26 protein-coding genes and 1 tRNA gene are annotated in these 20444 nt (G+C 58.2%); 24 read left to right on the plus strand and 3 right to left on the minus strand.

What is annotated here, in order from left to right:
- Position 1 precedes the first annotated feature (1 nt).
- The 19 genes from PTE31013_RS12265 (at position 2) to PTE31013_RS12360 (ending at position 14354) form a co-directional block, all read left to right on the plus strand.
- Positions 2 to 370 carry a hypothetical protein gene (locus PTE31013_RS12265; RefSeq protein ID WP_150613089.1) on the plus strand — a complete coding sequence of 123 codons (369 nt, stop codon included), beginning with the start codon at positions 2 to 4 and terminating at the stop codon, positions 368 to 370.
- A gap of 15 nt (positions 371 to 385) precedes the next feature.
- Positions 386 to 802, plus strand: a complete 417-nt coding sequence (locus tag PTE31013_RS12270) for a DUF4054 domain-containing protein (protein ID WP_150613090.1) — start codon at positions 386 to 388, stop codon at positions 800 to 802.
- Positions 790 to 1251, plus strand: coding sequence for a hypothetical protein (locus PTE31013_RS12275; RefSeq protein WP_150613091.1), 462 nt, complete (start codon positions 790 to 792; stop codon positions 1249 to 1251). Before PTE31013_RS12270 ends, PTE31013_RS12275 begins: the two co-directional genes overlap by 13 nt.
- The gene (locus PTE31013_RS12280) at positions 1248 to 1652 is read left to right on the plus strand and encodes a hypothetical protein (RefSeq protein WP_150613092.1); all 405 of its coding nucleotides are present in this window, start codon (positions 1248 to 1250) and stop codon (positions 1650 to 1652) included. The genes PTE31013_RS12275 and PTE31013_RS12280 overlap by 4 nt, the downstream gene beginning before the upstream one ends.
- The gene (locus PTE31013_RS12285) at positions 1649 to 2212 is read left to right on the plus strand and encodes a phage neck terminator protein (RefSeq protein ID WP_150613093.1); all 564 of its coding nucleotides are present in this window, start codon (positions 1649 to 1651) and stop codon (positions 2210 to 2212) included. Before PTE31013_RS12280 ends, PTE31013_RS12285 begins: the two co-directional genes overlap by 4 nt.
- Before the next feature lie 3 nt (positions 2213 to 2215).
- Positions 2216 to 3718, plus strand: coding sequence for a DUF3383 domain-containing protein (locus PTE31013_RS12290; protein ID WP_150613094.1), 1503 nt, complete (start codon positions 2216 to 2218; stop codon positions 3716 to 3718).
- Between the two features lie 9 nt (positions 3719 to 3727).
- Positions 3728 to 4159: a phage tail fiber protein gene (locus PTE31013_RS12295; protein ID WP_150613095.1), complete on the plus strand. Its 432-nt coding sequence runs from the start codon at positions 3728 to 3730 to the stop codon at positions 4157 to 4159.
- 12 nt (positions 4160 to 4171) lie between these two features.
- The gene (locus tag PTE31013_RS12300; RefSeq protein ID WP_150613096.1) at positions 4172 to 4591 is read left to right on the plus strand and encodes a hypothetical protein; all 420 of its coding nucleotides are present in this window, start codon (positions 4172 to 4174) and stop codon (positions 4589 to 4591) included.
- A 198-nt stretch (positions 4592 to 4789) separates the two neighbouring features.
- Positions 4790 to 6643, plus strand: a complete 1854-nt coding sequence (locus tag PTE31013_RS12310) for a phage tail tip lysozyme (RefSeq protein ID WP_150613097.1) — start codon at positions 4790 to 4792, stop codon at positions 6641 to 6643.
- A complete protein-coding gene (locus PTE31013_RS12315; protein WP_150613098.1) occupies positions 6643 to 7374 on the plus strand; it encodes a phage baseplate protein in 732 nt (243 codons plus the stop codon). Before PTE31013_RS12310 ends, PTE31013_RS12315 begins: the two co-directional genes overlap by 1 nt.
- A 32-nt stretch (positions 7375 to 7406) precedes the next feature.
- The gene (locus PTE31013_RS12320; RefSeq protein ID WP_246174368.1) at positions 7407 to 7673 is read left to right on the plus strand and encodes a phage baseplate plug family protein; all 267 of its coding nucleotides are present in this window, start codon (positions 7407 to 7409) and stop codon (positions 7671 to 7673) included.
- On the plus strand, positions 7670 to 8536 hold the full coding sequence (locus PTE31013_RS12325) for a baseplate hub protein (RefSeq protein WP_150613100.1): 867 nt from the start codon (positions 7670 to 7672) through the stop codon (positions 8534 to 8536). Before PTE31013_RS12320 ends, PTE31013_RS12325 begins: the two co-directional genes overlap by 4 nt.
- Positions 8526 to 9263, plus strand: coding sequence for an oxidoreductase (locus PTE31013_RS12330; protein WP_150613101.1), 738 nt, complete (start codon positions 8526 to 8528; stop codon positions 9261 to 9263). The genes PTE31013_RS12325 and PTE31013_RS12330 overlap by 11 nt, the downstream gene beginning before the upstream one ends.
- A complete protein-coding gene (locus PTE31013_RS12335; RefSeq protein ID WP_150613102.1) occupies positions 9263 to 9613 on the plus strand; it encodes a hypothetical protein in 351 nt (116 codons plus the stop codon). Before PTE31013_RS12330 ends, PTE31013_RS12335 begins: the two co-directional genes overlap by 1 nt.
- Positions 9614 to 9622: 9 nt before the next feature.
- Positions 9623 to 10846: a baseplate J/gp47 family protein gene (locus tag PTE31013_RS12340; protein WP_150613103.1), complete on the plus strand. Its 1224-nt coding sequence runs from the start codon at positions 9623 to 9625 to the stop codon at positions 10844 to 10846.
- Positions 10843 to 11499 (plus strand): DUF2612 domain-containing protein, encoded by a 657-nt coding sequence (locus PTE31013_RS12345; RefSeq protein WP_150613104.1) that lies wholly within the window; start codon positions 10843 to 10845, stop codon positions 11497 to 11499. The genes PTE31013_RS12340 and PTE31013_RS12345 overlap by 4 nt, the downstream gene beginning before the upstream one ends.
- Before the next feature lie 3 nt (positions 11500 to 11502).
- Positions 11503 to 13011, plus strand: a complete 1509-nt coding sequence (locus tag PTE31013_RS12350) for a hypothetical protein (RefSeq protein ID WP_150613105.1) — start codon at positions 11503 to 11505, stop codon at positions 13009 to 13011.
- Positions 13012 to 13016: 5 nt separating this feature from the next.
- Positions 13017 to 13847, plus strand: coding sequence for a glycoside hydrolase family protein (locus PTE31013_RS12355; protein ID WP_150613106.1), 831 nt, complete (start codon positions 13017 to 13019; stop codon positions 13845 to 13847).
- Positions 13848 to 13856: 9 nt separating this feature from the next.
- The gene (locus tag PTE31013_RS12360; protein WP_150613107.1) at positions 13857 to 14354 is read left to right on the plus strand and encodes a DUF4376 domain-containing protein; all 498 of its coding nucleotides are present in this window, start codon (positions 13857 to 13859) and stop codon (positions 14352 to 14354) included.
- Between the two features lie 10 nt (positions 14355 to 14364).
- On the opposite strand, the gene PTE31013_RS12365 is transcribed toward PTE31013_RS12360, so the two are convergent.
- Positions 14365 to 15477: an acyltransferase family protein gene (locus PTE31013_RS12365; protein ID WP_150613108.1), complete on the minus strand. Its 1113-nt coding sequence runs from the start codon at positions 15475 to 15477 to the stop codon at positions 14365 to 14367.
- A gap of 253 nt (positions 15478 to 15730) precedes the next feature.
- Between PTE31013_RS12365 and PTE31013_RS12370 the strand changes: the two genes are divergently transcribed.
- From PTE31013_RS12370 to PTE31013_RS12385, 4 genes are read left to right on the plus strand one after another with little or no spacing between them, the layout of a single operon-like run.
- Positions 15731 to 16033 (plus strand): hypothetical protein, encoded by a 303-nt coding sequence (locus PTE31013_RS12370; protein ID WP_150613109.1) that lies wholly within the window; start codon positions 15731 to 15733, stop codon positions 16031 to 16033.
- 3 nt (positions 16034 to 16036) lie between these two features.
- Entirely contained in the window at positions 16037 to 16312 is a 276-nt protein-coding gene (locus PTE31013_RS12375; protein ID WP_150613110.1) for a hypothetical protein, read from the plus strand.
- Positions 16299 to 16787 (plus strand): hypothetical protein, encoded by a 489-nt coding sequence (locus PTE31013_RS12380; RefSeq protein ID WP_150613111.1) that lies wholly within the window; start codon positions 16299 to 16301, stop codon positions 16785 to 16787. Before PTE31013_RS12375 ends, PTE31013_RS12380 begins: the two co-directional genes overlap by 14 nt.
- Positions 16784 to 17275: a DUF2514 family protein gene (locus PTE31013_RS12385; protein WP_174978540.1), complete on the plus strand. Its 492-nt coding sequence runs from the start codon at positions 16784 to 16786 to the stop codon at positions 17273 to 17275. The genes PTE31013_RS12380 and PTE31013_RS12385 overlap by 4 nt, the downstream gene beginning before the upstream one ends.
- Before the next feature lie 79 nt (positions 17276 to 17354).
- On the opposite strand, the gene PTE31013_RS12390 is transcribed toward PTE31013_RS12385, so the two are convergent.
- Positions 17355 to 17431 (minus strand) — tRNA-Pro (locus PTE31013_RS12390).
- A gap of 236 nt (positions 17432 to 17667) precedes the next feature.
- On the opposite strand from PTE31013_RS12390, the gene PTE31013_RS12395 reads away from it, so the two are divergent.
- On the plus strand, positions 17668 to 19356 hold the full coding sequence (locus PTE31013_RS12395; RefSeq protein WP_150613113.1) for an AMP-binding protein: 1689 nt from the start codon (positions 17668 to 17670) through the stop codon (positions 19354 to 19356).
- Between the two features lie 54 nt (positions 19357 to 19410).
- Here PTE31013_RS12395 and PTE31013_RS12400 read toward each other — a convergent pair whose 3' ends face one another.
- Positions 19411 to 20184 (minus strand): sulfite exporter TauE/SafE family protein, encoded by a 774-nt coding sequence (locus PTE31013_RS12400; protein WP_150613114.1) that lies wholly within the window; start codon positions 20182 to 20184, stop codon positions 19411 to 19413.
- Positions 20185 to 20444: the final 260 nt, after the last annotated feature.

A 20444-nucleotide genomic window follows, 5' to 3' on the forward strand; every position in this document is an offset into this window, starting at 1 on the left:
CATGGCCGGTGAAACGAAATCCACGACCAAGCTGGTCGTTTTCTGCAAGCTGCCGTCTGGCATTGCTTTCCCACTGTCGAACGGTGAGCAGCTTGTCCTTAAGGGTTGGCATCACCCGGGCGCGATCGGCGCCGCTGACGGTTCTGGTCATGGTGTGACGTATGGCATCGACCCGGATGCATGGGCCGACGTGAAGAAGCGTTATGCATCGCATCCGGTGATCGCCAATGAAGTTGCCTTTGCACAGGATCAAGCAAAGGCAGACGAAGGCGCGGAGAAGGCCCAGGAGCATACCGACAGGGTTGGCCTCGAGCCGATCAACCCGGCGGCCGACGCGTCCAAGGATGACGGTAAGGGCATCGAGGCTTAACAGGGGAACCCGGCGATGACAAACGGTGTTGTGGTGTTCGACTATGCGGAATGGACGGCGATGTATCCGGTTTTCCAATCGGTACCGGAGGCACTCGCCACGTCCTATTTCGGCATGGCCGAACTCTTCCTGAACAACACCGAGTCATCGCCAGTTTGCGACGTTGGTATTCGCAAGACCATGCTCTATCTCATCACCGCGCACATCGCTTTCCTGATGAGCCGAGCGATGGCCGGCGACGGGAGCGGTGCTGCCATCACTGGCCAGATGACCAACGCCACCGAAGGCACCGTCACGGCAGGATTTGCAGCCTCGCAGAGCCAAAACGCCGAATACTGGAATCAGAGCCAGTACGGAAAGATGTACTGGCAAATGATTCTCCAGTGGCGCAGCTTCCGCATGTTTCCCTATGTGCCCGTATGTCGACACTGAAAGTCGTAGGCGGCGCCAAGCTGGATGAAGCGCTCGCCCAGATCCTAGCCAAGCACAAGAAGGGGCTTGCCGTCGGCATCCTCGAAGGATCGACTTACCCCGGTGGTGAGTCGACGGCTACTGTTGCGTTCCTCGACGAGTACGGTTCCGAATCGAGCCCGCCGCGCCCTTTCATGCGCATCACCGCCGACACGAAATCCGACATGTGGACCAAGGCACTGGCCGTCCGCCTGAAGGCCGGCGACGACATGGACAGTGCCCTGCGTAACGTTGGTGAACTCGCTGTGGCGACCATGAAGGGCGTAATAGCCTCGGGTGTTGGGCCGGCGAACGCTGAAAGCACCATCAAACGCAAGGGGCACGGCCAGACGTTGCGTGACACCAAGCACATGATGAATTCGATTGCCTACGAGGTTGTCGATACCGATGAGAAGGGGGCAAAAGCATGAACCTTCATGGCACCGTCTCCGGCGGGATCGGCGCCGTCAATCCATTCGTCGCCGCGACGATTCAGCAATCGACTGGATACGTCACTGCGGGCGATGGCACGCGCACGCCGACTTACGTTGCAGTGCCGGTATCGGTGCAGGTCCAAGCGCTCGACGCTGGCGCATTGCAGCACCTAGCTGAGCAGAATATCTCTGGTGTGCTGCGCCGCGCATATCTGAATGGCGACTTTCGAAGCGTGTTTCGCCCGGGCGCCGGTGGTGGCGACATGTTCGACTTCAAACCGGGCGGCGGCATGCGCGCGGACTTGGCTGATACGCGTTGGCTCGTAGTGCAGGTGTATGAGACGTGGCCGGACTGGTGCTCGCTCGCCATCCAGCTACAAATGGACAAGCCAACATGAGCGCGACCATCTCGCTCACGCAATCCGACGTCATGACCGCAGTGCGGTCGTTTTTGCTTGGCGTCCTGCCTTCCGGCGTCGAGGTGGTGCGGGGCTTCGACAACCGCGTTCCGGCGCCAACCGGCCCGAACTTCGTCCAGTTCTGGATGATTGGAACAGCGCGCCTCTCTACGAACTGGAACGAGTACGTCGGCAATACGCAGCCAGCGCCCGCGCCGCAGGACGGAAAGATGCAAGCGCGCAAAGGTGTCGAGGCGCGTGTGCAGATCGACTTCTACGGGCCCGCTGCCGAGGAGTACGCCGATATGGTGTCGACGCTCTGGCGCGACCCGTACGGATGTGATGCCTTCGCCGCCATCAATCCCGAAATTCAACCGCTGCATGCCGACGATGCGAAGAACATGCCGATCGTCAACGGCGAATCGCAATATGAGCAGCGCTTCATGGTCGAGGCGCTTCTACAGATAAACCCTGTAACAACTGTTCCGCAAGACTTTGCCGAAGAACTCGCCATCGAGGAATTCATCAACGTCGACGCGGCTTACCCTCCCGGAGCCTAAACTATGTCGATCCCGGCAAGCCAAGTAGTCAACATCATTCCCCAAGTGGTGAGCGGGGGCGGTTCCGCGCTGGTCATGAACGGGGTATTCCTCACGAAAAGTTCCGAGATTCCGTTCGGTGTTCTCAACTGGTACGCAGGCCCGACGTCGGTTGGTGCGGCCTGCGGTCTGACGTCGCCCGAATATAACGACGCAGCGACCGTCTATTTCGCCGGGTTCACGAATTCAGACGCACTGCCCGGACAAATGGGCCTCTTCCGCTATGCCGATGTAGCGCTTGCGGCACAACTGCGTGGGGCTTCGCTCGCGGCGATGACGCTCTCGCAGTTGCAGGCGCTGTCCGGCACACTGACGATCACGATCGACGGAACTGCGGTTACGTCGGGCAGCATCAACCTCGCGACGGCTACGAGTTTCTCGAACGCGGCCACGATCATTGCCGCAGCATTTACCGGCGCCAAGATCCCGGCTGTGGCCTTCGATTCGATTCAATCGTGTTTCGTATTTTCGTCGCCGACCACCGGCGCCAGCACGTCGAGCATGAGCTATGCCAGCGGCACACTCGCAGCCGGCCTGCTTCTTGGGCAAACGAACGGCGCGATTCTGAGCGCTGGCGCAGATGCTGATACGCCTGCTACGGCAATGCAGCGCCTCATCAAGCTCTCCATGAACTGGGTAACGTTCACGACGATGTGGGAGCCCGACACGGCGACGAAGCTGGCATTTGCTGCGTGGACGGTTTCACAGAACAAGCAATTCGCCTATATCGCGTGGGATACCGACGCGAGCCCGACGACTTCCAGCGCTGCGACCGCTTCGTTCGGGTATCAGGTTGATGCCGCCAATGATGATGGCGTGTGCCCAATCTGGGTGCCGCCATCTGTGGGCGTGCGCCGCGCCGCTTTCATCATGGGGACAACGGCTTCGATTGGCTTCAATGCCACGAATGGCCGCATTACTTACGCCTTCAAGTCGCAAGCGGGCTTGACGGCCGATGTGACTGATGTGGACATCGCCAACAACCTGAAGGCCAATGGCTACAACTTCATCGGTCAATACGCGACCCGAAACGATGGGTTCATTTGGCTGATGCCCGGATCGGTTGCCGGCCAGTATGACTGGCTTGACGCGTACATCAACCAGATTTGGTTGAACAATCAGTTCCAATTGGCGCTGATGACGCTCCTCGACCAAGTTAAGTCGATCCCGTACAACGCCGACGGCTACAACCTGATCCGCCAATCGTGCATGGATCCGATCACCGCCGCCCTAAACTTCGGCGCGATCCGCAATGACGTGCCGCTGTCGGCGCAGCAGGCCGCGCTCGTGAACAACGCGGCAGGCATGGCCATCGACAAGACGCTCAGCACGCAGGGCTGGTATCTGCAAATCCTGCCGGCATCCGCACAGGTGCGCACAGCACGCGGTACGCCGCCGATGAAATTCTGGTACATGGACGGCGGCAGCGTGCAGCAGATCACCATGAACAGCATCCTTGTCCAATAAGGGGGAACCATGCCTTCGATTACCTCGGCAAACGCGAAGTTTGCTCTATCAGTCAAAAACTTCCTGCCGGTTCCTCAGACGCTGAAGGGCTACGCCACCGACACCGCTTTCACCGGTGATGACGTCACTACGAAGGAAGTGCAGAAGGGCGTGGACGGCATCATTTCCGCTGGCTGGCTGCCTCAACTGCATGTCCAGACAATCGAGTTGCAGGCTGACTCGCCGTCGCTCCTGTTGTTCGAGCAATGGTGGCAGGCAGAGAACTCGCAACAGGAATCGTATTGGGCATCAGGCTCGATTCTCGTTCCGTCGATCGGTCGGCTCTACACGTTGAGCAATGGCGTGCTTTCGCGCATCAAATCGCTGGCCGGAGCGCAAAAGGTGTTGCAACCGTTCGCATACCAGATCACTTGGGGCGATGTCATCGTCGCGCCGGTTTAAAGGGAGCCGAGCATGGCACGCAAAGAAGTTGTGATCACGATCGAGGAAGATGGTCGGGACAAGGGCAAGTCATTCAAGCTGGTCGAGATGGACGCCGTGAGCGCGGAGCGATGGGCCTTGCGCGCGATCTTCGCATTGATGGGCGCGGGCGTTGAGGTGCCTGACGACATCGGCAAGGCGGGCATGTCTGGGCTGTTCGCCATCGGTCTTCAGGCATTAGGCAAACTCCCGTTTCACGTTGCCGAGCCCTTGCTTGAAGAGATGTGGGAATGCGTTCGCATCATTCGCGATCCTCGTCATCCCGAGATGTCGTTTCAGCCTAGCGAAGATGATGTCGAGGAAGTGACGACGCGCCTGAAATTACGCGCGGCGGTTATGAAGCTGCACCTCGATTTTTTTACAGCCGCCGCCCGCTCAGCCTCCCAAGGGTGATTGGGGGTGGCGATCTTGTAGAGACTCTTGCGTGTCCCAATGTCTCTGACGCGATCGATCTGGTTACGCGCTCAAGGTATGCAACATTCGGCGAATTGGCTACGGTCTTGGGCACACAAGACCTATACGATCTGGTAGAAATCATCGTAGTCAACGGCCATAACGATCGCATTATCCAGGCGCGAAGGGAAGCATCGAATGGCCACAACAATCGTTGACGCTCTGGTTGTCACTCTCGGGCTTGATCTGTCCGGCTTCAAGAAGGGGAAACAGGAAGCCGCGAAGGTCACGTCCGAGATGACAAAGGAGCAGATCAAAGCGCTCAAGGCATCCGAGACGGCAGCGAAGAAAGCGGCCAAGGAACAGGAAGAGGCCAACAAGCGCGCCAAAGAATCCTTCACCAAACTTCGCAACGAAGTACTGGCGTTGGCCGCCATTTTCACCGGCGGCATGGGGATCAAAAATTTCATCGAAGAGACGATTGGCAGCGCTGCGAATCTCGGATTCATGTCCAAGAATTTGCAGATGTCGACTACCGATTTGGCCGCCTGGCAGAACGCCGCACGGCGCGCAGGTTCTTCGGCTGAAGGAATCACGGCCGCTCTGTCTGCCTCGCAGCAGGAGGTCGCAAAGTTCAAGATCGGCCAGGTCACGGAGGGGGTGCAGCAGTTCTTCCGATGGGGTGGAAGTGTCAACGATCTGAAGGACGGCAATACCTATCTGTTGGCGCGCGCGCGCATCGTACAGAACATGTACCGCACGGATCCGGGCCGTGCGCGTCTGGTGGCCCAGCAGATGGGGGTCTCCGAAAGCGAGTTCAATTTCATTCGGCAAGGCCCCGCAGCAATTCTTTCGTTGGTCGACGCTCAGAAGAAAAATGCTGCGGTCACGGACGCCATGGCGCAGAAGGCGCAAGAACTCCGCAATAAATGGTTCGACCTCACAGATCGCTTCAAGTACACCGGCACCGTTGTGCTTCTCGATCTGATGCCGGTTCTTGAGCAACTGGCCGACAAACTGATGAAAGCCGCCGAGTACGCGGCAGACCACAAAGAAGACATCGTTGAGTGGGCAAAAGCTGCTGTCACGGCAATTGAAGACCTCGTTCGCTGGGCAGATAAAGCGTCGGAGTCCGTCGGCGGCTGGAAGAACGTTCTCATCGGCCTGGCTGCGCTGAAAGTGCTATCAATGGCCAGTGACCTCATGAAGTTGGCCGCAGGGTTCAAAGCTATCGCCGAAGGTATCGGTCTTGCGAAAACCGCATCGGCTGGTGGTGGGCTCCTGTGGAATCTTCTCTCGAAGATTGGGGTAAAGGGTGCTGGGCTCGGCGCGGCACTGATGCTTTACTCGCCCGATCTCAACGAAGGAGAGGATGAGTACATCGCAAATCGCCGAGAGCCCATCGGTGCGACGGCCTCCGATCGCGGCAAGTACCTCATGCAGGTTCTGCAAAATGAGGGATTTACGCGTGCACAGGCTGCCGGAAGTGTCGGGTCGCTGCTACAGGAAAATGGTCAATTAGACCCAAATGCCAAGAATCCAAATTCGAGCGCTTATGGGATCGGTCAATGGACCAAATCTCGGCAAGGTGATTTCGCGAAATTGTTCAAGAAGCAGATTCAGGATTCTACCTTTGAGGAGCAAGTCAGATTCATGGTGTGGGAGCTGCGAAATAGCGAAAAGGCGGCTGCTGATGCAATTAAGGCAACCAAAACCGTTGATGAGGCGGCCGTAGCCCACAGGAAACGTTATGAGCGCCCCGCAGAAGATGAGGCACATGACGAAAAGCGCATTGCCTATGCGCGGCAACTTTATGAAAGCAGTGCACGGGCAGATGCCGGTTCAATAGGGGCTAATGCCTCGCAAGCCGCCGCTGGCACGGTCAACAACAGCACCCAGACCAGCACGCAGACCAATTCCACACATTTCCACGGGCCGATCAACATCCACACGCAGGCGACGGATGCGGCTGGCATTGCCGGTGCCTTCGGCGGCGAAGTGCGGAAGTATGCGTTCACGATGCCGCAGGCGAACACAGGAGTGACCCCCTAATGGCGCTCGATTTCATCTCCGTCCCGAAATTTCCAAGCGTCCCGGCACTACCTGGCGTTCCTCCTTTGGCGCGCGGTGCAGCCGTCAGCCTGGTGTCCGCGATCAACGACGGGCCGCTGAACATCGTTTCCGGGCTCGGTCTTTCGGCACTCTCTTCGGTGCTGTCTGCGTTCCTTGGGCCGGGGGCTTCGTCACTCGTTTATGGGGTGTTCTCGTCCGACGGCACCTTTCGTCTCGAGCCGGATTCGATTCTCGCGTTCGACTATTCGAACGAGTCCCGTTTGCCCGACTATCCGATCGAGCAGGGCTCCTTCGAGACTTACAACAAAGTCGACACGCCCTATGCGACGCACCTGCGTATGGTCAAGGGCGGTACCAGCTACGAGCGCGCGCAATTTCTGTTGCAACTGGAATACCTGCGCAAATCGACTGAACTTGTGACAGTGCTCACGCCTGAGCGTCCGTATGTGAATGCGAACGTGCTGGCATATCGCTACGGCAGAGACAGCCGACAAGGCGTTGCGTTGGTCATTGCGGACGTGGCCATTCAGGAGGTTCGGCAGGCGCCGGCGGCCAAGTTCACATCGACGGCACAGCCCGCTTCAGAAGATACGTTCAGCTTGGGGCAAGTGCAGTCACAGGCCATCTCTGCGGCGAAATCCGCCTTATTCGGGCCGGTCTCTACGGTTCTTGGCTCCAATGGCCTGCCCAGTGTGAAGGGGCTGCTATGAGAACTGTTCCGCTTCAGGCATTGGCCTCCCAATTGATCACGATCGTGTTGGGTGGCCAGAATTGCCGAATCAAGGTCGACCAGAAACGTACTGGCGTGTTCCTCACGCTGTGGGTGAACAATGTTGCGATCGTGACAGGCGTGCAGGCGCGTGATCGAACATTGCTCGTGCGACAGCCCTATTTGGGATTTATTGGTGATCTGGCATTTTTCGATACGCAGGGAACCGATGATCCAAGTTACGCAGGTCTGGGCTCGCGGTGGTTCCTGAATTACATCGAATCGACGGATCTGCAATGAGCCTGACAAAGAAAAAGATTGATGTGACCATCACGCTCGCCGAAGGGCAGTTCGGGGAGACGGCCAGCAATCAGGTCAAGCTATCCGGGCTGCGCGTTTCGGCCGAGATTCAGGCATACGGTGGGGAGTCGCAGCCACAGGCGCAGTTGCGCGTCTACGGCGTGCCGCTCTCCATCGTGAACCAGCTCACGGCGATCGGCCCCATCAATTCGGCCATCCTCTTCAAAAATTCGGTGCTCGTCGAGGCCGGAGACGATGAAACTGGTGTACGCACCGTGTATCAAGGATCCGTCTGGCAAGCATGGGGGGAATTCGATCAGCAGCCCTTTACTCCGTTGAACATCATCGGCTTGGGCGGCCTCGATTACTCGCTGGCACCGGCGCAACCGACAAGCATCCAAGGGGCTGCCGACGTGGCGGATCTGATGCAAGGTTTCGCCAAGACCATGGGGCTGGCGTTCGAGAATAACGGCGTATCGGTGTTGCTCTCCCATCCTTATCTGCAAGGTTCGGTCATGAATCAGGTCAAGGACTGCGCAGAGGCGGCAGGTATCAACTATGTGATCGACCGAGGCACCTTGGCTATCTGGCCGGCTGAAGGTAATCGCGCAGAGCCATCACCCCCGATCATTTCGGCTGCCACGGGCATGGTCGGATATCCGAAGTTTGCATCGAATGGTCTATATGTCACATCTGCATTCAATCCGAACTTGCAAATCGGCGGCGTCATGACGGTGCAAAGCCAGATTCCTGTGGCTTGCGGTGATTGGCGGATTCTTCAGTTGGGCCATTCACTGGCATCTGAGACGCCCGGCGGCCCTTGGTTTTCGAATGTGATGGGGGTGCCGAACTATGCCGAGTGAAGACATCGGATATCGCGGCATTGGCCGCGCAGAGGATCAAACGCCCGGGTACAACGAAATTCGCTTCGTCGTCATGTCGCTGATGGCGCGCATGTCATTTTGTGCGCCGGTAGAGGTGATGGCAGTGACAAACGCAGGCGGCGTCTCGCCGGTGGGCTTCGTCGATGTAAAGCCGCTCATCAATCAAACGGATGGCCAGGGTAACGCGATCGAGCATGGGACGATTTACAACATCCCGTATATCCGCGTTCAGGGCGGCGACAACGCTGTAATCATCGATCCGCAGGTGGGAGATATTGGGATGTGCTCATTCGCCGATCGGGACATCTCGATTCTGAAGAGTACGAAAACGCGTGCAAACCCTGGATCGAAGCGGAAACTCTCGAAGGCAGACGGTATTTATACCGGGGGCATTCTCAACGGCACGCCATCGCAATACGTGCGCTTCGCAGATGGCATTGTCGAACTCGTCGGTACGAACCAATTGAACGTGAAGGCACCAAATGTCGCCATCGAAGCATCCACGCAGGCAAGCATCACGGCGCCGACGATTGCCCTCAATGGCAATCTGACAATGGCAGGAGAGACCGGAGGTTCTTCGGAGGCTACGCTTACGGGGAATTTCAACATCACCGGAACGATCAAGAACAACGGCAAAAACATCGGGGATACCCACACGCACAACAACGTGCAACCGGGCTCGGGGAACTCTGGGAGCGTGAACTGATGAACACGATGCTTCTCGACCAAGAAATATGGGACGTCTGTCTGGATGCAAACGGCAACTGGGCCATGGCATCGGATCCATATTCGCTCGCACAGGACGTGGCCTGTGAGCTGAAAACATTCTTTGCCGAGTGTTACTACGACACGTCGGTCGGCATTCGCTACAAAGAGGACATTCTCGGCAAGCTTCCCCCGATATCGCTGGTTCGATCACAAATGGAGACGGCAGCCCTGCGAGTCGTCGGCATTCTGACTGCTCAATGCGTGTTCGACGCGTTCAGCAACCGCCAATTGTCAGGGTACGTGCTCTGCTCGACGACGGCGAACCAGACATTCAAAGTCACGTTTTAAGGGAAAATCATGGCGGGCACCTCAAGCGTACCGGGGATAGATTGGCAGCCGACTGGCCCGGTGCTTCCGGCTGAGAGCGACATTCTCTCGGGCGTTCAGCAAGACATGAACGCGGCGTTTGGCGGCAACATGAGTTCGAATCTCAGCGCGCCACAAGGCCAGATTGCGCAGTCCACCACTGCAATTGTCGGAAGCAAGAACGATGACATTATGGCGATGGTCAATGGCATGGATCCTGACCTTGCTGACGGGCGAATGCAGGATGCCATCGGCCGGATTTACTTCATCGATCGAAACCCGGCCGAACCAACGACTGTGGTTGCGACATGCATCGGACTTGCCGGGACACAGATTCCTGTCAATGCGCGGGCCATCGCAACCGACAACAACGTCTATCTCTGTACTCAAGCCGGCGAGATTCCGGCCTCTGGATCGATCGATCTCACATTCCAATGCCAGACAACCGGGCCGATAGCCTGTCCTTCGGGATCGCTCAATCGCATCTATAAGCAGATCCCCGGATGGGACACCATCAACAACGCGTTAGATGGTGCGATCGGGTCAAATGTCGAATCGCGTGCTGACTTCGAATATCGCCGTCGCCAATCCGTCGCGAAGAATTCCGCGGGCATGGTTCCGTCGGTGCGCGGCGCGGTATTGAGCGTATTGAACGTGCTTGATGCCTACGTCACCGACAATGGGAAAGGGACTAGTGTCACAGTTGGCGGGGTAACGCTCATCCCGCATTCGCTTTATGTGTGCGTGGCCGGCGGCGCGGCGCAGGACATTGGCGACGCGATTTGGTCGAAGAAGGCGCCAGGCTGCGATTACAACGGCGCGACGACCGTGGTCGTGTACGACACCGATGGCTATATCGCACCATTCCCGCAGTACACGGTCAGCTATCAAATCGCGGCAAGCCTCCCGATCTTCTTCTCTGTGAACCTCATCGACAACGGGGCACTTCCATCTGACGTCGTTACCCAAGTCAAGACGGCCATCAAGAATGCATTCGCCGGTTCCGATGGTGGTCAACGAGCCAGAATCGGAAGAGATGTGCTGGCCAGCAGGTATTACGGCCCTGTCGAAGCAATCGATAGCAATCTCGAACTCGACTCCATCTACGCTGCCACCTCGGCCAATCCGGTCAGTGGAAACCGTGTCACGGTGGACATCAACCAGATCCCGACAATTTCCGACGCGAACATTGCCGTCAACATCATCACGCCATGAAAGACGTACAGAGCACGATTCTTTCGCAGTACTCAAACGCCCCCACGCTCAATCAGTTGATTCAGAGCATGAACGGTTACATCGATCCTGCGGCGGATCTGGACAAGTTCTATTCGATGATGTGGGACGTGTCTACGGCGGTCGGCAAGGGGCTCGATAACTGGGGAAAAATCGTCGGACTTGAAAATGGCCGGCTGCTGAAAATCCCCGACGGTGAGATCTACTTCGGGTTCGATGAGGCAGGAACGGCGAGCGCTCAACCATTCGATCAGGGCACGTTTTTTAATGGAACCGTCCAGACACAGAATTTCTATCTGTCGGATGATGCGTTCCGCACGCTGATCATGGTCAAGGCGATCGTGAACATCACCGATTGCTCGATTCCAAGCATCAACGCACTTCTGCAAAGTCTCTTCAAGGGACGCGGCCGCTGCTACGTCATCGACGGCAGAAACATGACGATGCGTTTCACATTCGAGTTCTATTTGCAGCCTTTTGAGGTGGCTATCCTTACGCAATCAGGGATTCTGCCGCGTCCGACAGGGGTCGATTTCAGCTATATCCAGGTGCCTATCCCCAACGTCTTCGGCTTTGCGGAAGCTGGAATCGAAAGCGCGGCGCCGTTCGATCAAGGGACGTTCTACGAGGCGTAAGACATGAAAGCAACCGACATTCCGGTAAGCAAACTTCCGCTGGCGTTTGCCGCCAACGGAGCAAAGCAAGTCATCCCGGAGGCAAGTCAGATCGGGATCGTCGATGGCCGCGCCTCCCTTAATGATGGGTTTCCCCCGCTCACGCGAATGCCCATTCCCGCTGGCGGTGTTCCCCCCTTTGGTACCGATGCGAACGGGATCTTGTTCATGATCTCGGCTTGGACGCGGTGGATGAATGCCGGAGGGCAGGTCGCATTTGACGCGGCATTCGCGGCGGACGCCAACGTAAATGGATATCCGCAGGGTGCTGTTCTTGCTCGCGCTGATGGGATGGGCTTCTGGCTGTGTCTCTCCGATAACAACACGTCGAACCCCGATAGTTCTGGGGCGACAGGGTGGGCTCCGCTGGAATCTTACGGTATTGCACAGGTCGGTGGGCTGGCGACTGGCATTGTGACGCTAACCCCGGCCCAGTATGGGCTACCGATCATTACCTTGGCGGGAACATTGACGGGGAATGTTCAGTTGGTTTTCCCCGCGACGAAGAATCAATGGCAGGTCATCAACAACACCACCGGCAACTTCTCGGTCACGGCCAAAACGGCAGGTGGAAGCGGAGTAATCGTTCAACAGGGCGGCGCGGCCAACGTGTACGGCGATGGCGTGAATATCTCGTTGCCGCCTGCACTGCAAGTCGGCACCGCTACACAGCCGCAGCATGCGGCGCAATTGTCGCAGCTTGTGGGCGTGCAGGGAGGTTTCAAGAACCTCAAAATCATTGCCCAAGGCGTTAATAATGCCTCGGCAGTCGTCACCGTCGATGAACTGATGCTGGAAACATCCGCAAACGCCTTCACGACGGTGCGCAGCGTCAACGTGACAATAAACTCGTCGGGCACGGTCGGGCAGCCCAATAGCTTGAGCGCAGGCGCGCTTGCCGCTAGTACGTGGTATTACGTTTGGGTCTGGTATAACGGCACGACGGTCTGCGGTACGGTCGATCCCAGCGCTACTGCACCAACGGCGCCCGCTGGATTCACAGGCGGTTATCGCGCACGCGTCGGCGCCGTGCGCACAGATAGTACGGGTAACAAGTACCTGTTACAGACGTTGCAGTATGGCCGCAAAGCGCAATATATCGCCAACACTACCGCAGGTTCGAATGTACCCTATCTGCCTGCAATGGCGTCATTGGTCACGGGCAACCCGGATGCGCCTACCTACACCCCACTTGCAGTAGGTTCCTTTGTACCACCTACAGCGAGCGAAATCGACCTCGTAATGAAAGCGGGGTCGACGAGCGGGCACTCTATCTGCGCACCCAACGGCTCTTATGGCAGTGCGACGTCGACACTTGGTACGCCGCCAATGGTCATCTGCGTTTCGGGATATGGACCGGCCCCGATTGTGGTGCGAGCACTGATGACGCTTGAGAGCATGAACATATACTACGCGAACAACGATACAACCTATGGCCTGCTGTGCTGTGCCGGATGGGTCGATAATCTTTAAGGCCCATGATGCTCACTAAAACTGCTGCCATCTTCAAGCCGTTCGCCGTCGAAAGTTCGGTAGTGTTCTTCAACAACCGACTCTTGGTTCTGTACATCTCGCGCGTACCACGCCTGTCGTCTACGCTCATCGCTGCGGATTACTTCACCGGCGAAATTTTCGCGTCAATGTCTTCCAACGATTTGACGCTGGGATGCGCGTTGGTCGTTGGTACGCGCCTACACTATTGGGGCACAAAGAACGTCGGCGCAGCAGGGAATAGTGTCTGGCATATGTACACGGATGACCTTGTGACATGGAGCACGCCGGATCAGGCATGGTGTGCTGGCGATCCTCGCCAGAAGATTTTCAACACCTCTGTATGCTTCGACCCCGATAACAATCGCTACATCATGGCCTATGAGACTTCGGAGCCATATTACGGATATGCCGACTTCAATATCCGTTGGCTTGTCTCGACCGATCTCGTCGAATGGGCACCTATCGGCAATGTATTCGGGGCAGATCGATACGTCGCATGCCCGCGCATCGATTACTCGAACGGCTACTACTACATGCATTACCTCGTAGTTGAGTCAGGTGTCTATAAGACCCGTGTAGCCCGTTCAAATGGGCCTAACGGGGCTTGGACAGAATCCACCCAATATGCATTGACGCCCACGCTCCCCGATGAAATGACGAACACGTCCGACATCGATTTTTGCGAATTGGGCGACAACATGTATTTCACATACTCTGCTGGCGATCAGGGGATGGGCGTGGCGAATGCAATGGACTTGAAACAGGCATTCGGCTACGGGACGAAGGCTGGATATCTAGCATCGTTCTTTTCATAAAGGACAACAATGGGCTACGCAATTAACCAATCGAATGGGTTCCGTGCCGTCGACGCTGCATCCGACTGTAATTCGGACGAAGCCTATTATGTCGCGCTGCCAAGTCCTTGGCCTCCGGCACCAACACTGAGCGAAGCGCAGAAGTCGCAAAACGCATTGATCGACTCGACCTACTTGACCGCGACACAGTTGGACGTCACCTACACGACGGGCGCTGGCGTGACCAAAACGTATCAGGCCGACTGTGGTGGAGCGACTGGGTTGGACAGCCAAAGCGTGCTGCTCAAAGCTGTGACAGGATACGGCCTAGCCGGCGCGGTACCGCCAGACTTCATCTGGAAGTCCGCTGATAACACGTTGGTCGCGTTCACGCTCGATGATCTGAAGGGGCTTTATTCGGTCATGCTCGCGCAAGGAAGCGCGGCGTTCGCTAAGAGGGCAACGCTGAAGGCATCCATCGCTGCCGCCAAGACGATCGATGCCGTCGAGAGGATTATCTGGGAATGACGCGCTAAGCCTACTTTCCCAACTCGACTGTGAGTTCGGATGGCTTTCTGGTGCGGCGGGAGAAATAAGGGCGCTCTAGGATGAAATAAGACACGCTCGCGATAGCGACTGCTGCTACAAGTATCTGAATATAACGCATAAGAATGTCGCTAAACGATGTTGCAGGCGGAAGCTCATTGAAAAGGGTGCCGATCACGACTGAGTGAACGAGGTATAGCGAATAGCTGATCTTACCCAACGCACGAATTGGGCCCAAACAAAGAATTTTTCTCGTCATGCTACCCGAGACAAACGACTCCCGAATCAGAACGGAAAAAAGTAGCGACACTGCAATGTAATAGCCCCCGTCCAGCGCGAGAGTGGATATTCTCTGCCATGCATGCAACCAAAGCGACATCATCGTTAGTAAAGCTAGGAAGGCAGCTACAGCGATAGCATTTGACTTTCCGATGCTATGCGTCGGACGGGAAAATTCCGGACGAATCGCTAGGCCGACGCCAATCAGGAACGCTGCGAATCTTCCGAGGTCAATCGGATTTATGCCCGAGATATGGTGGGACACCAGACTGGTTGCTACTGCAAGCAGCGTGGTCACTATAAGAAGTTGGATGCCCTTTGTGTTAAACACTTGGGCGCCGAGAAAAATAAGCACGTAGAAAATCCACTCCCACGCAAGTGACCAAGTTACGTCATTGAGTGTGTGGATACTCTGGATTAGGGGGGCGACAAACGTTATGTTCGATATTAATGTAAGCAAGTCCCATGAATGCGTAACGTAGGCGATATACAGGCACGCCGCCAAGTGCGCCGGCAGCAGGCGTAATATCCGACGTTTTATGAATGTTGTGCGTTGTTGCTTTCCGGATATCGAACGAAAAATCAGATATCCGCTTAGGATGAAAAAGAGATCGACGCCAACGTGCCCGGCGCGAAAGAGTGACACGATGTTGTGTGCCACACCATTCGGTGACAGGAAGTAGTTCGTGCTCGCGTAAATGCCGGTAAAGTGGAACGTGAAAACCACGAGAATTGCCAATCCCCGCAAGCCGTCGAACGCATCGATGTGAGTCGATGATGTGGTTAGCTCTTTCCCCGTAGGCGATCCATCTCGGTTTTTTTTCATGAATTCACTATTTCCGAAGCCGCTAAAACTGTGAATCTTACATCGAATTCCTACATACCCTCCATTGTCCAAGTTCGGCCCATTCGGCCAGAAGAGTTGAGAGGGTAATAATCGCCACAGTCATCTGTGCGTGAATTCGACGAAACGTCCAAGCCACCTTCGGGTGGCTTTTTTGTGTCCGCATCGTGTCTCCGCGCGCGCGTTTTGAGGTGTCTACGATTGCAATGAAATCGGGATACAGCAAGGAATAACGATGGACGATCAGACGACGTTGTTGGTGAAGATTGGGGGGGCCGCAGCGTTCGGAGCCGCCGTCTCACTCAAGTTCATTCCGGGGAATTGGTGGCAGCGCGGGCTCTCCTTTGCGGCGAGCCTAGGTATTGGCTGCCTTGCGGGAGGTGCCGCCGCTGAGTATTACTCGATTCCGCCGGGGAGTGTTACACACATGGCGGCAATCGCGGCAGCGGCAGTCTTCGGATTGTCTGGCGTGAGCGCTGTGATTCAGAAAATCCCTGGGTGGATTGATGCGGCTCGCCAGAAGTTTTTGGGGAGCTAAGCCATGCTTGCCACCGTCAATTTCATGGCCAACGCAGTAATCTGCGCCATTTCATTGTGGACTGTCTTAACACACCGTGTTCCGACTGGTGGCGCTGGCGCCATCGTGCTCATGTTTGTATGCCTCGCGGCAATCGGCAATATGGGATCGCCTGTCGCGTGCCATAGCGCCCCCGAGGTAACGCTCAATGTATCTGTGGCCATCGCCGCACTGTGGGGGTTCTGGCAACTCCAAATTCGACGCAAGTTTTTTCAGGGGCTAGGCCATGACGCCCGCTGATGCTCTGGCCGGCGCAGTCAACCCGGCGTTGGCGCTGCTGCCGCAAGTTATGACCAGCGATAGGGCCAAGGTAGAACTCTTGTCTATTGCACTTCAGGAGTCGAGCCTGACCTACCGGCGGCAGATGCCTACGGGCCCGGCGCGCGGCCTATGGCAGTGTGAGCAGGGCACGCAGGCGTCGCGCGGAGGCATCTGGGGGCTGTATCTGTTCAAAGGAACGAGCGGCTATCTGAGCAACCTGTGCGCCGCGCGCAAGGTCGCACATGATCCAGCGGCTATCTACAGCGCGCTCGAGACAGACGACATCCTGGCCGCCGGCTGCGCTCGCCTGTTGCTTTATACCGATCCGCAACCATTGCCAGATGTGGACGACGTGGTGGGCTCTTGGGCGCTATATCAGCGCGTATGGCGCCCCGGCAAACCCAGACCGGCAGAGTGGGGTGTGAACCACGGCAAAGCAAGGAGTGCGGTATGACGCTGCTCGATCCGCGCCTATGGGGCGCGTTTCTCTTGGCCGTAGTGCTTGCTGCCGGTGGTGGCTACTGGAAGGGGCATCACGATGCCGACCAATCGGCCACAGTCGCGCAACTGAAGTCCGAAAAGGAATCGCTCGGGGGAGCGCTTGAGCTATACCGCAAAACCAATCTGACTCTCAATGGGATCGCCGCCAATGGACGCACCGAACTGGATCAAGCCCAAGCGGCTGCTCGTGCTTCTGACGCTACCTCTATTCGCTTGCAACAGCGCGTCACCTCTCTTGCCGCCGAACTACGCGCCGCCACCGCTGCCGGTAGAAGCGCGCCAACCGTCGGCGGAACAGACGCCCTTGATCTGCTCACAGGGCTGCTCAGTCGGACTGACCAAGCTGCGGGAGAACTCGCTAAATTCGCTGACGCCGCCCACATCGCAGGGCTTGCCTGCGAGCGCAGTTACGACGCGTTGACTGTGATCGAGAAGAACTGATTGGCGCCCCAAGTTAGACACTTGGAATCAAGTTAGACAAAAGGCCCGGCAGGTATAACCCGTCGGGCCTTCTATTTCTTGGTCGGGGCGAGAGGATTTGAACCTCCGACCACCTGCACCCCATGCAGGTACGCTACCAGGCTGCGCTACGCCCCGAGAGAAATGCGTCGTCTAGATGCATTGCTCGAAAGAAGGCGAGTATAGCAGAGCTTTCCACGGGAAAGAAAGAGGGCGCGCGCTTCGTACGCATATTTTTATTTACCGCCGCAGCGCACGGCGCGACGTCTACCGCTGGCAAAACCCCATGATGGTTATCCCGAATGTTGCATTCGGAGGGCCTCACGATAATGGAATTCTGCCTAATCCTGCCCTTTGGGGCTCGGAGACAAGCGATGTCGCAAATCCAGGGATTCGAGGCCGCGCGCGACCTTCTGCTCGCCCAACGCGCCCACTACGACGTGGCGTACCGTGATTTCCGGTGGCCCGTTCTCTCGCGTTTCAACTGGGCGCTGGATTTCTTCGATCCGCAAGCCCAAGGCAACGATCGCTCGGCCCTCTGGGTCGTCGAAGAAGACGGACGTGAGGCGCGTCTGTCATTCGCCGAGTTGTCCCTGCGCTCCAATCGCGTCGCCAATTTCCTGCGCGAGCAGGGCGTGTCGCGCGGTGACCGCGTCCTGCTTATGCTGCCCAACCAGGTCGAACTCTGGGATCTCATGCTCGCCTGCATGAAGCTCGGCGCCGTCATGATTCCCGCGACGACCCTGCTCGCCGCTGGCGACCTCGCCGACCGGCTCGAACGCGGTCGCGTGCGCCATGTGGTCACCACCGCACGCGATGCCGTCAAATTCGCTTCGTTGCCCGGCGACTATCAGCGCATCGTCGTCGGTGACAACCCGCCCGATGGATGGACACCCCTCGCGCCCGCTTACGCCGCGCCGGACGAGTTCACCCCCGACGGCGTCACGCTCGCCACCGATCCGCTGCTGCTCTACTTCACGTCCGGCACCACGTCGCGCCCGAAGCTCGTGCTGCACACGCACCAGAGCTACCCGGTCGGCCATCTCGCCACGATGTACTGGCTCGGCTTGCAACCCGGCGACATCCACTGGAACATCAGTTCGCCAGGATGGGCGAAACACGCGTGGAGCTGCTTCTTCGCGCCGTGGAACGCGGGAGCTACCATCTTCATCTACAACTTCTCGCGCTTCGACGCGCTTGCCGCCCTGGCGACGGCCACGCGTTGCGGTGTCACGACGCTGTGCGCACCGCCGACCGTCTGGCGCATGATGATCCAGGAAGATCTCACGCGCCACGCGGTGAAGTTCCGTGAGCTCATCGGGGCGGGCGAACCGCTCAATCCCGAAGTGATCGACCAGGTCAGACGTGCCTGGCGCATCACGATTCGCGACGGCTACGGCCAGACCGAAACCTGCTGCCAGATCGGCAACTCGCCGGGGCAGCCCGTCAAGGCCGGCTCGATGGGGCGTCCGATGCCGGGTTATCGTGTCGTGCTGCTCGATCACGACGGCGTCGAAGCCGACGAAGGGGAAGTCGCGCTCGTGTTGTCGTCGCGCCCGACCGGTTTGATGCAGGGCTACGAGGACGACAGCGAAAAGACCGCTGACGTCATGCGCGAGGGTTACTACCACACGGGTGACGTGGCGATGCGTGACGAGCACGGCTACTTCACGTACATCGGTCGCGCGGACGATGTCTTCAAGGCGTCGGACTACCGCATCAGCCCGTTCGAGCTGGAAAGCGAACTCATCAAGCATCCGGCCGTGGCCGAGGCCGGCGTGGTGCCAAGTCCCGATCCACTGCGGCTCGCCGTGCCAAAGGCCTTCATCACCTTGCGCGCCGGTTTTCACGCCGACGACAAACTCGCCCTCGACATCCTGCGCTTCTGCCGCGATCACCTCGCGCCCTATAAACGTATCCGGCGCATCGAATTCTGCGATCTGCCGAAGACGATCTCCGGCAAGATTCGCCGCGTCGAACTGCGGCGCATGGAAGTGGAGCGCGGCCTGGAGAGCCGTCGCGAAATGGAGTTCTGGGACGTTGACTTCGCCGATCTCAAGTGACGCACCGGGGCGCCGCCCAGCGTGACGCGGGGTGGGTCGCGCCCGCTGCCGCACTCAACGCAGGTGCTGAATGACCAGTTCGGCGCCGAGCATGGCGAGCCCCACGAAGAAGCAGCGGCGGAAGGCCGTTGCACTGACGCGGCCGCGCACCCACTGCCCGAAGTACATCCCGCCCAGTGCGGGCGCCAATGCCAGTAGCGAGACGCCCATCGCATGGCCGTGGAAGATGCCGTCGCGCGCCAGCCCGGCCGCGAGGGCCACGGTCGACACAGTGAACGACAGACCGAGCGCCTGTACAAGGTCGTCGCGCTCGAGATCGAGCGCCTGGAGAAACGGCACGGCAGGAATGACGAACACCCCGGTCGCCGCCGTGACCAGCCCGGTCGCCACGCCAATGCCGCCGCCAAGCGCGCTCACGTGCGCAGCAGACCAGTGCTTCGGCACATGCAGGCGCACCGCCGCGAGTCCCAGGGCCGCATAGGCGAGAAGGGCGATGCCCAGCGCCATGCCGGCGAGATGGCCGCCGTTGGCCAGCCAGCCGCCGCCCGCCCACGTGCCGACGCAGATGCCCGCGAGCATCGGCCACAGACGTCTCGCCAACGCAGCAAAGCGCGGGCCCGCCAGCAATTGCCAGACATTGGTCACGAGCGACGGCACGATGAGCAGGGCGGCGGCCTGCGCCGTCGGCATCGCCAATCCCAGCAGCCCTACGGCCACCGTCGGCAGGCCCAGCCCGACCACGCCTTTGACGAACCCCGCAAGCATAAAGGTCACGAGTCCCAGGCAGAGCAAGGGGAGAAGGTCGGTCAGGTATTGAGTATTCATCATGGCGCCAGTATCGGCGTGCGGTGCGCGCGCGCCAATGCGGCATTCGCACAGGCGGGCTCAGGCAGGCGCTGAGGCTGCGATGTCGGGACGATGTGGCGTCCGACGCGCTTTGGCGTTTTCAGTTATGCTCAGGCCAAATTCGCGCCGTGCCGCGCATCGAGCGCGTCCCCCGGAGTCTCGGCTCCGGCGGTCGTGCCGCCGTCGTCGGCACCCCGTAGACCCCCGTACGCCGCCGCGCCCACACGGATCATGGCCGTCGT

This window comes from Pandoraea terrigena (assembly GCF_902459705.1).
GTDB lineage: Bacteria > Pseudomonadota > Gammaproteobacteria > Burkholderiales > Burkholderiaceae > Pandoraea > Pandoraea terrigena.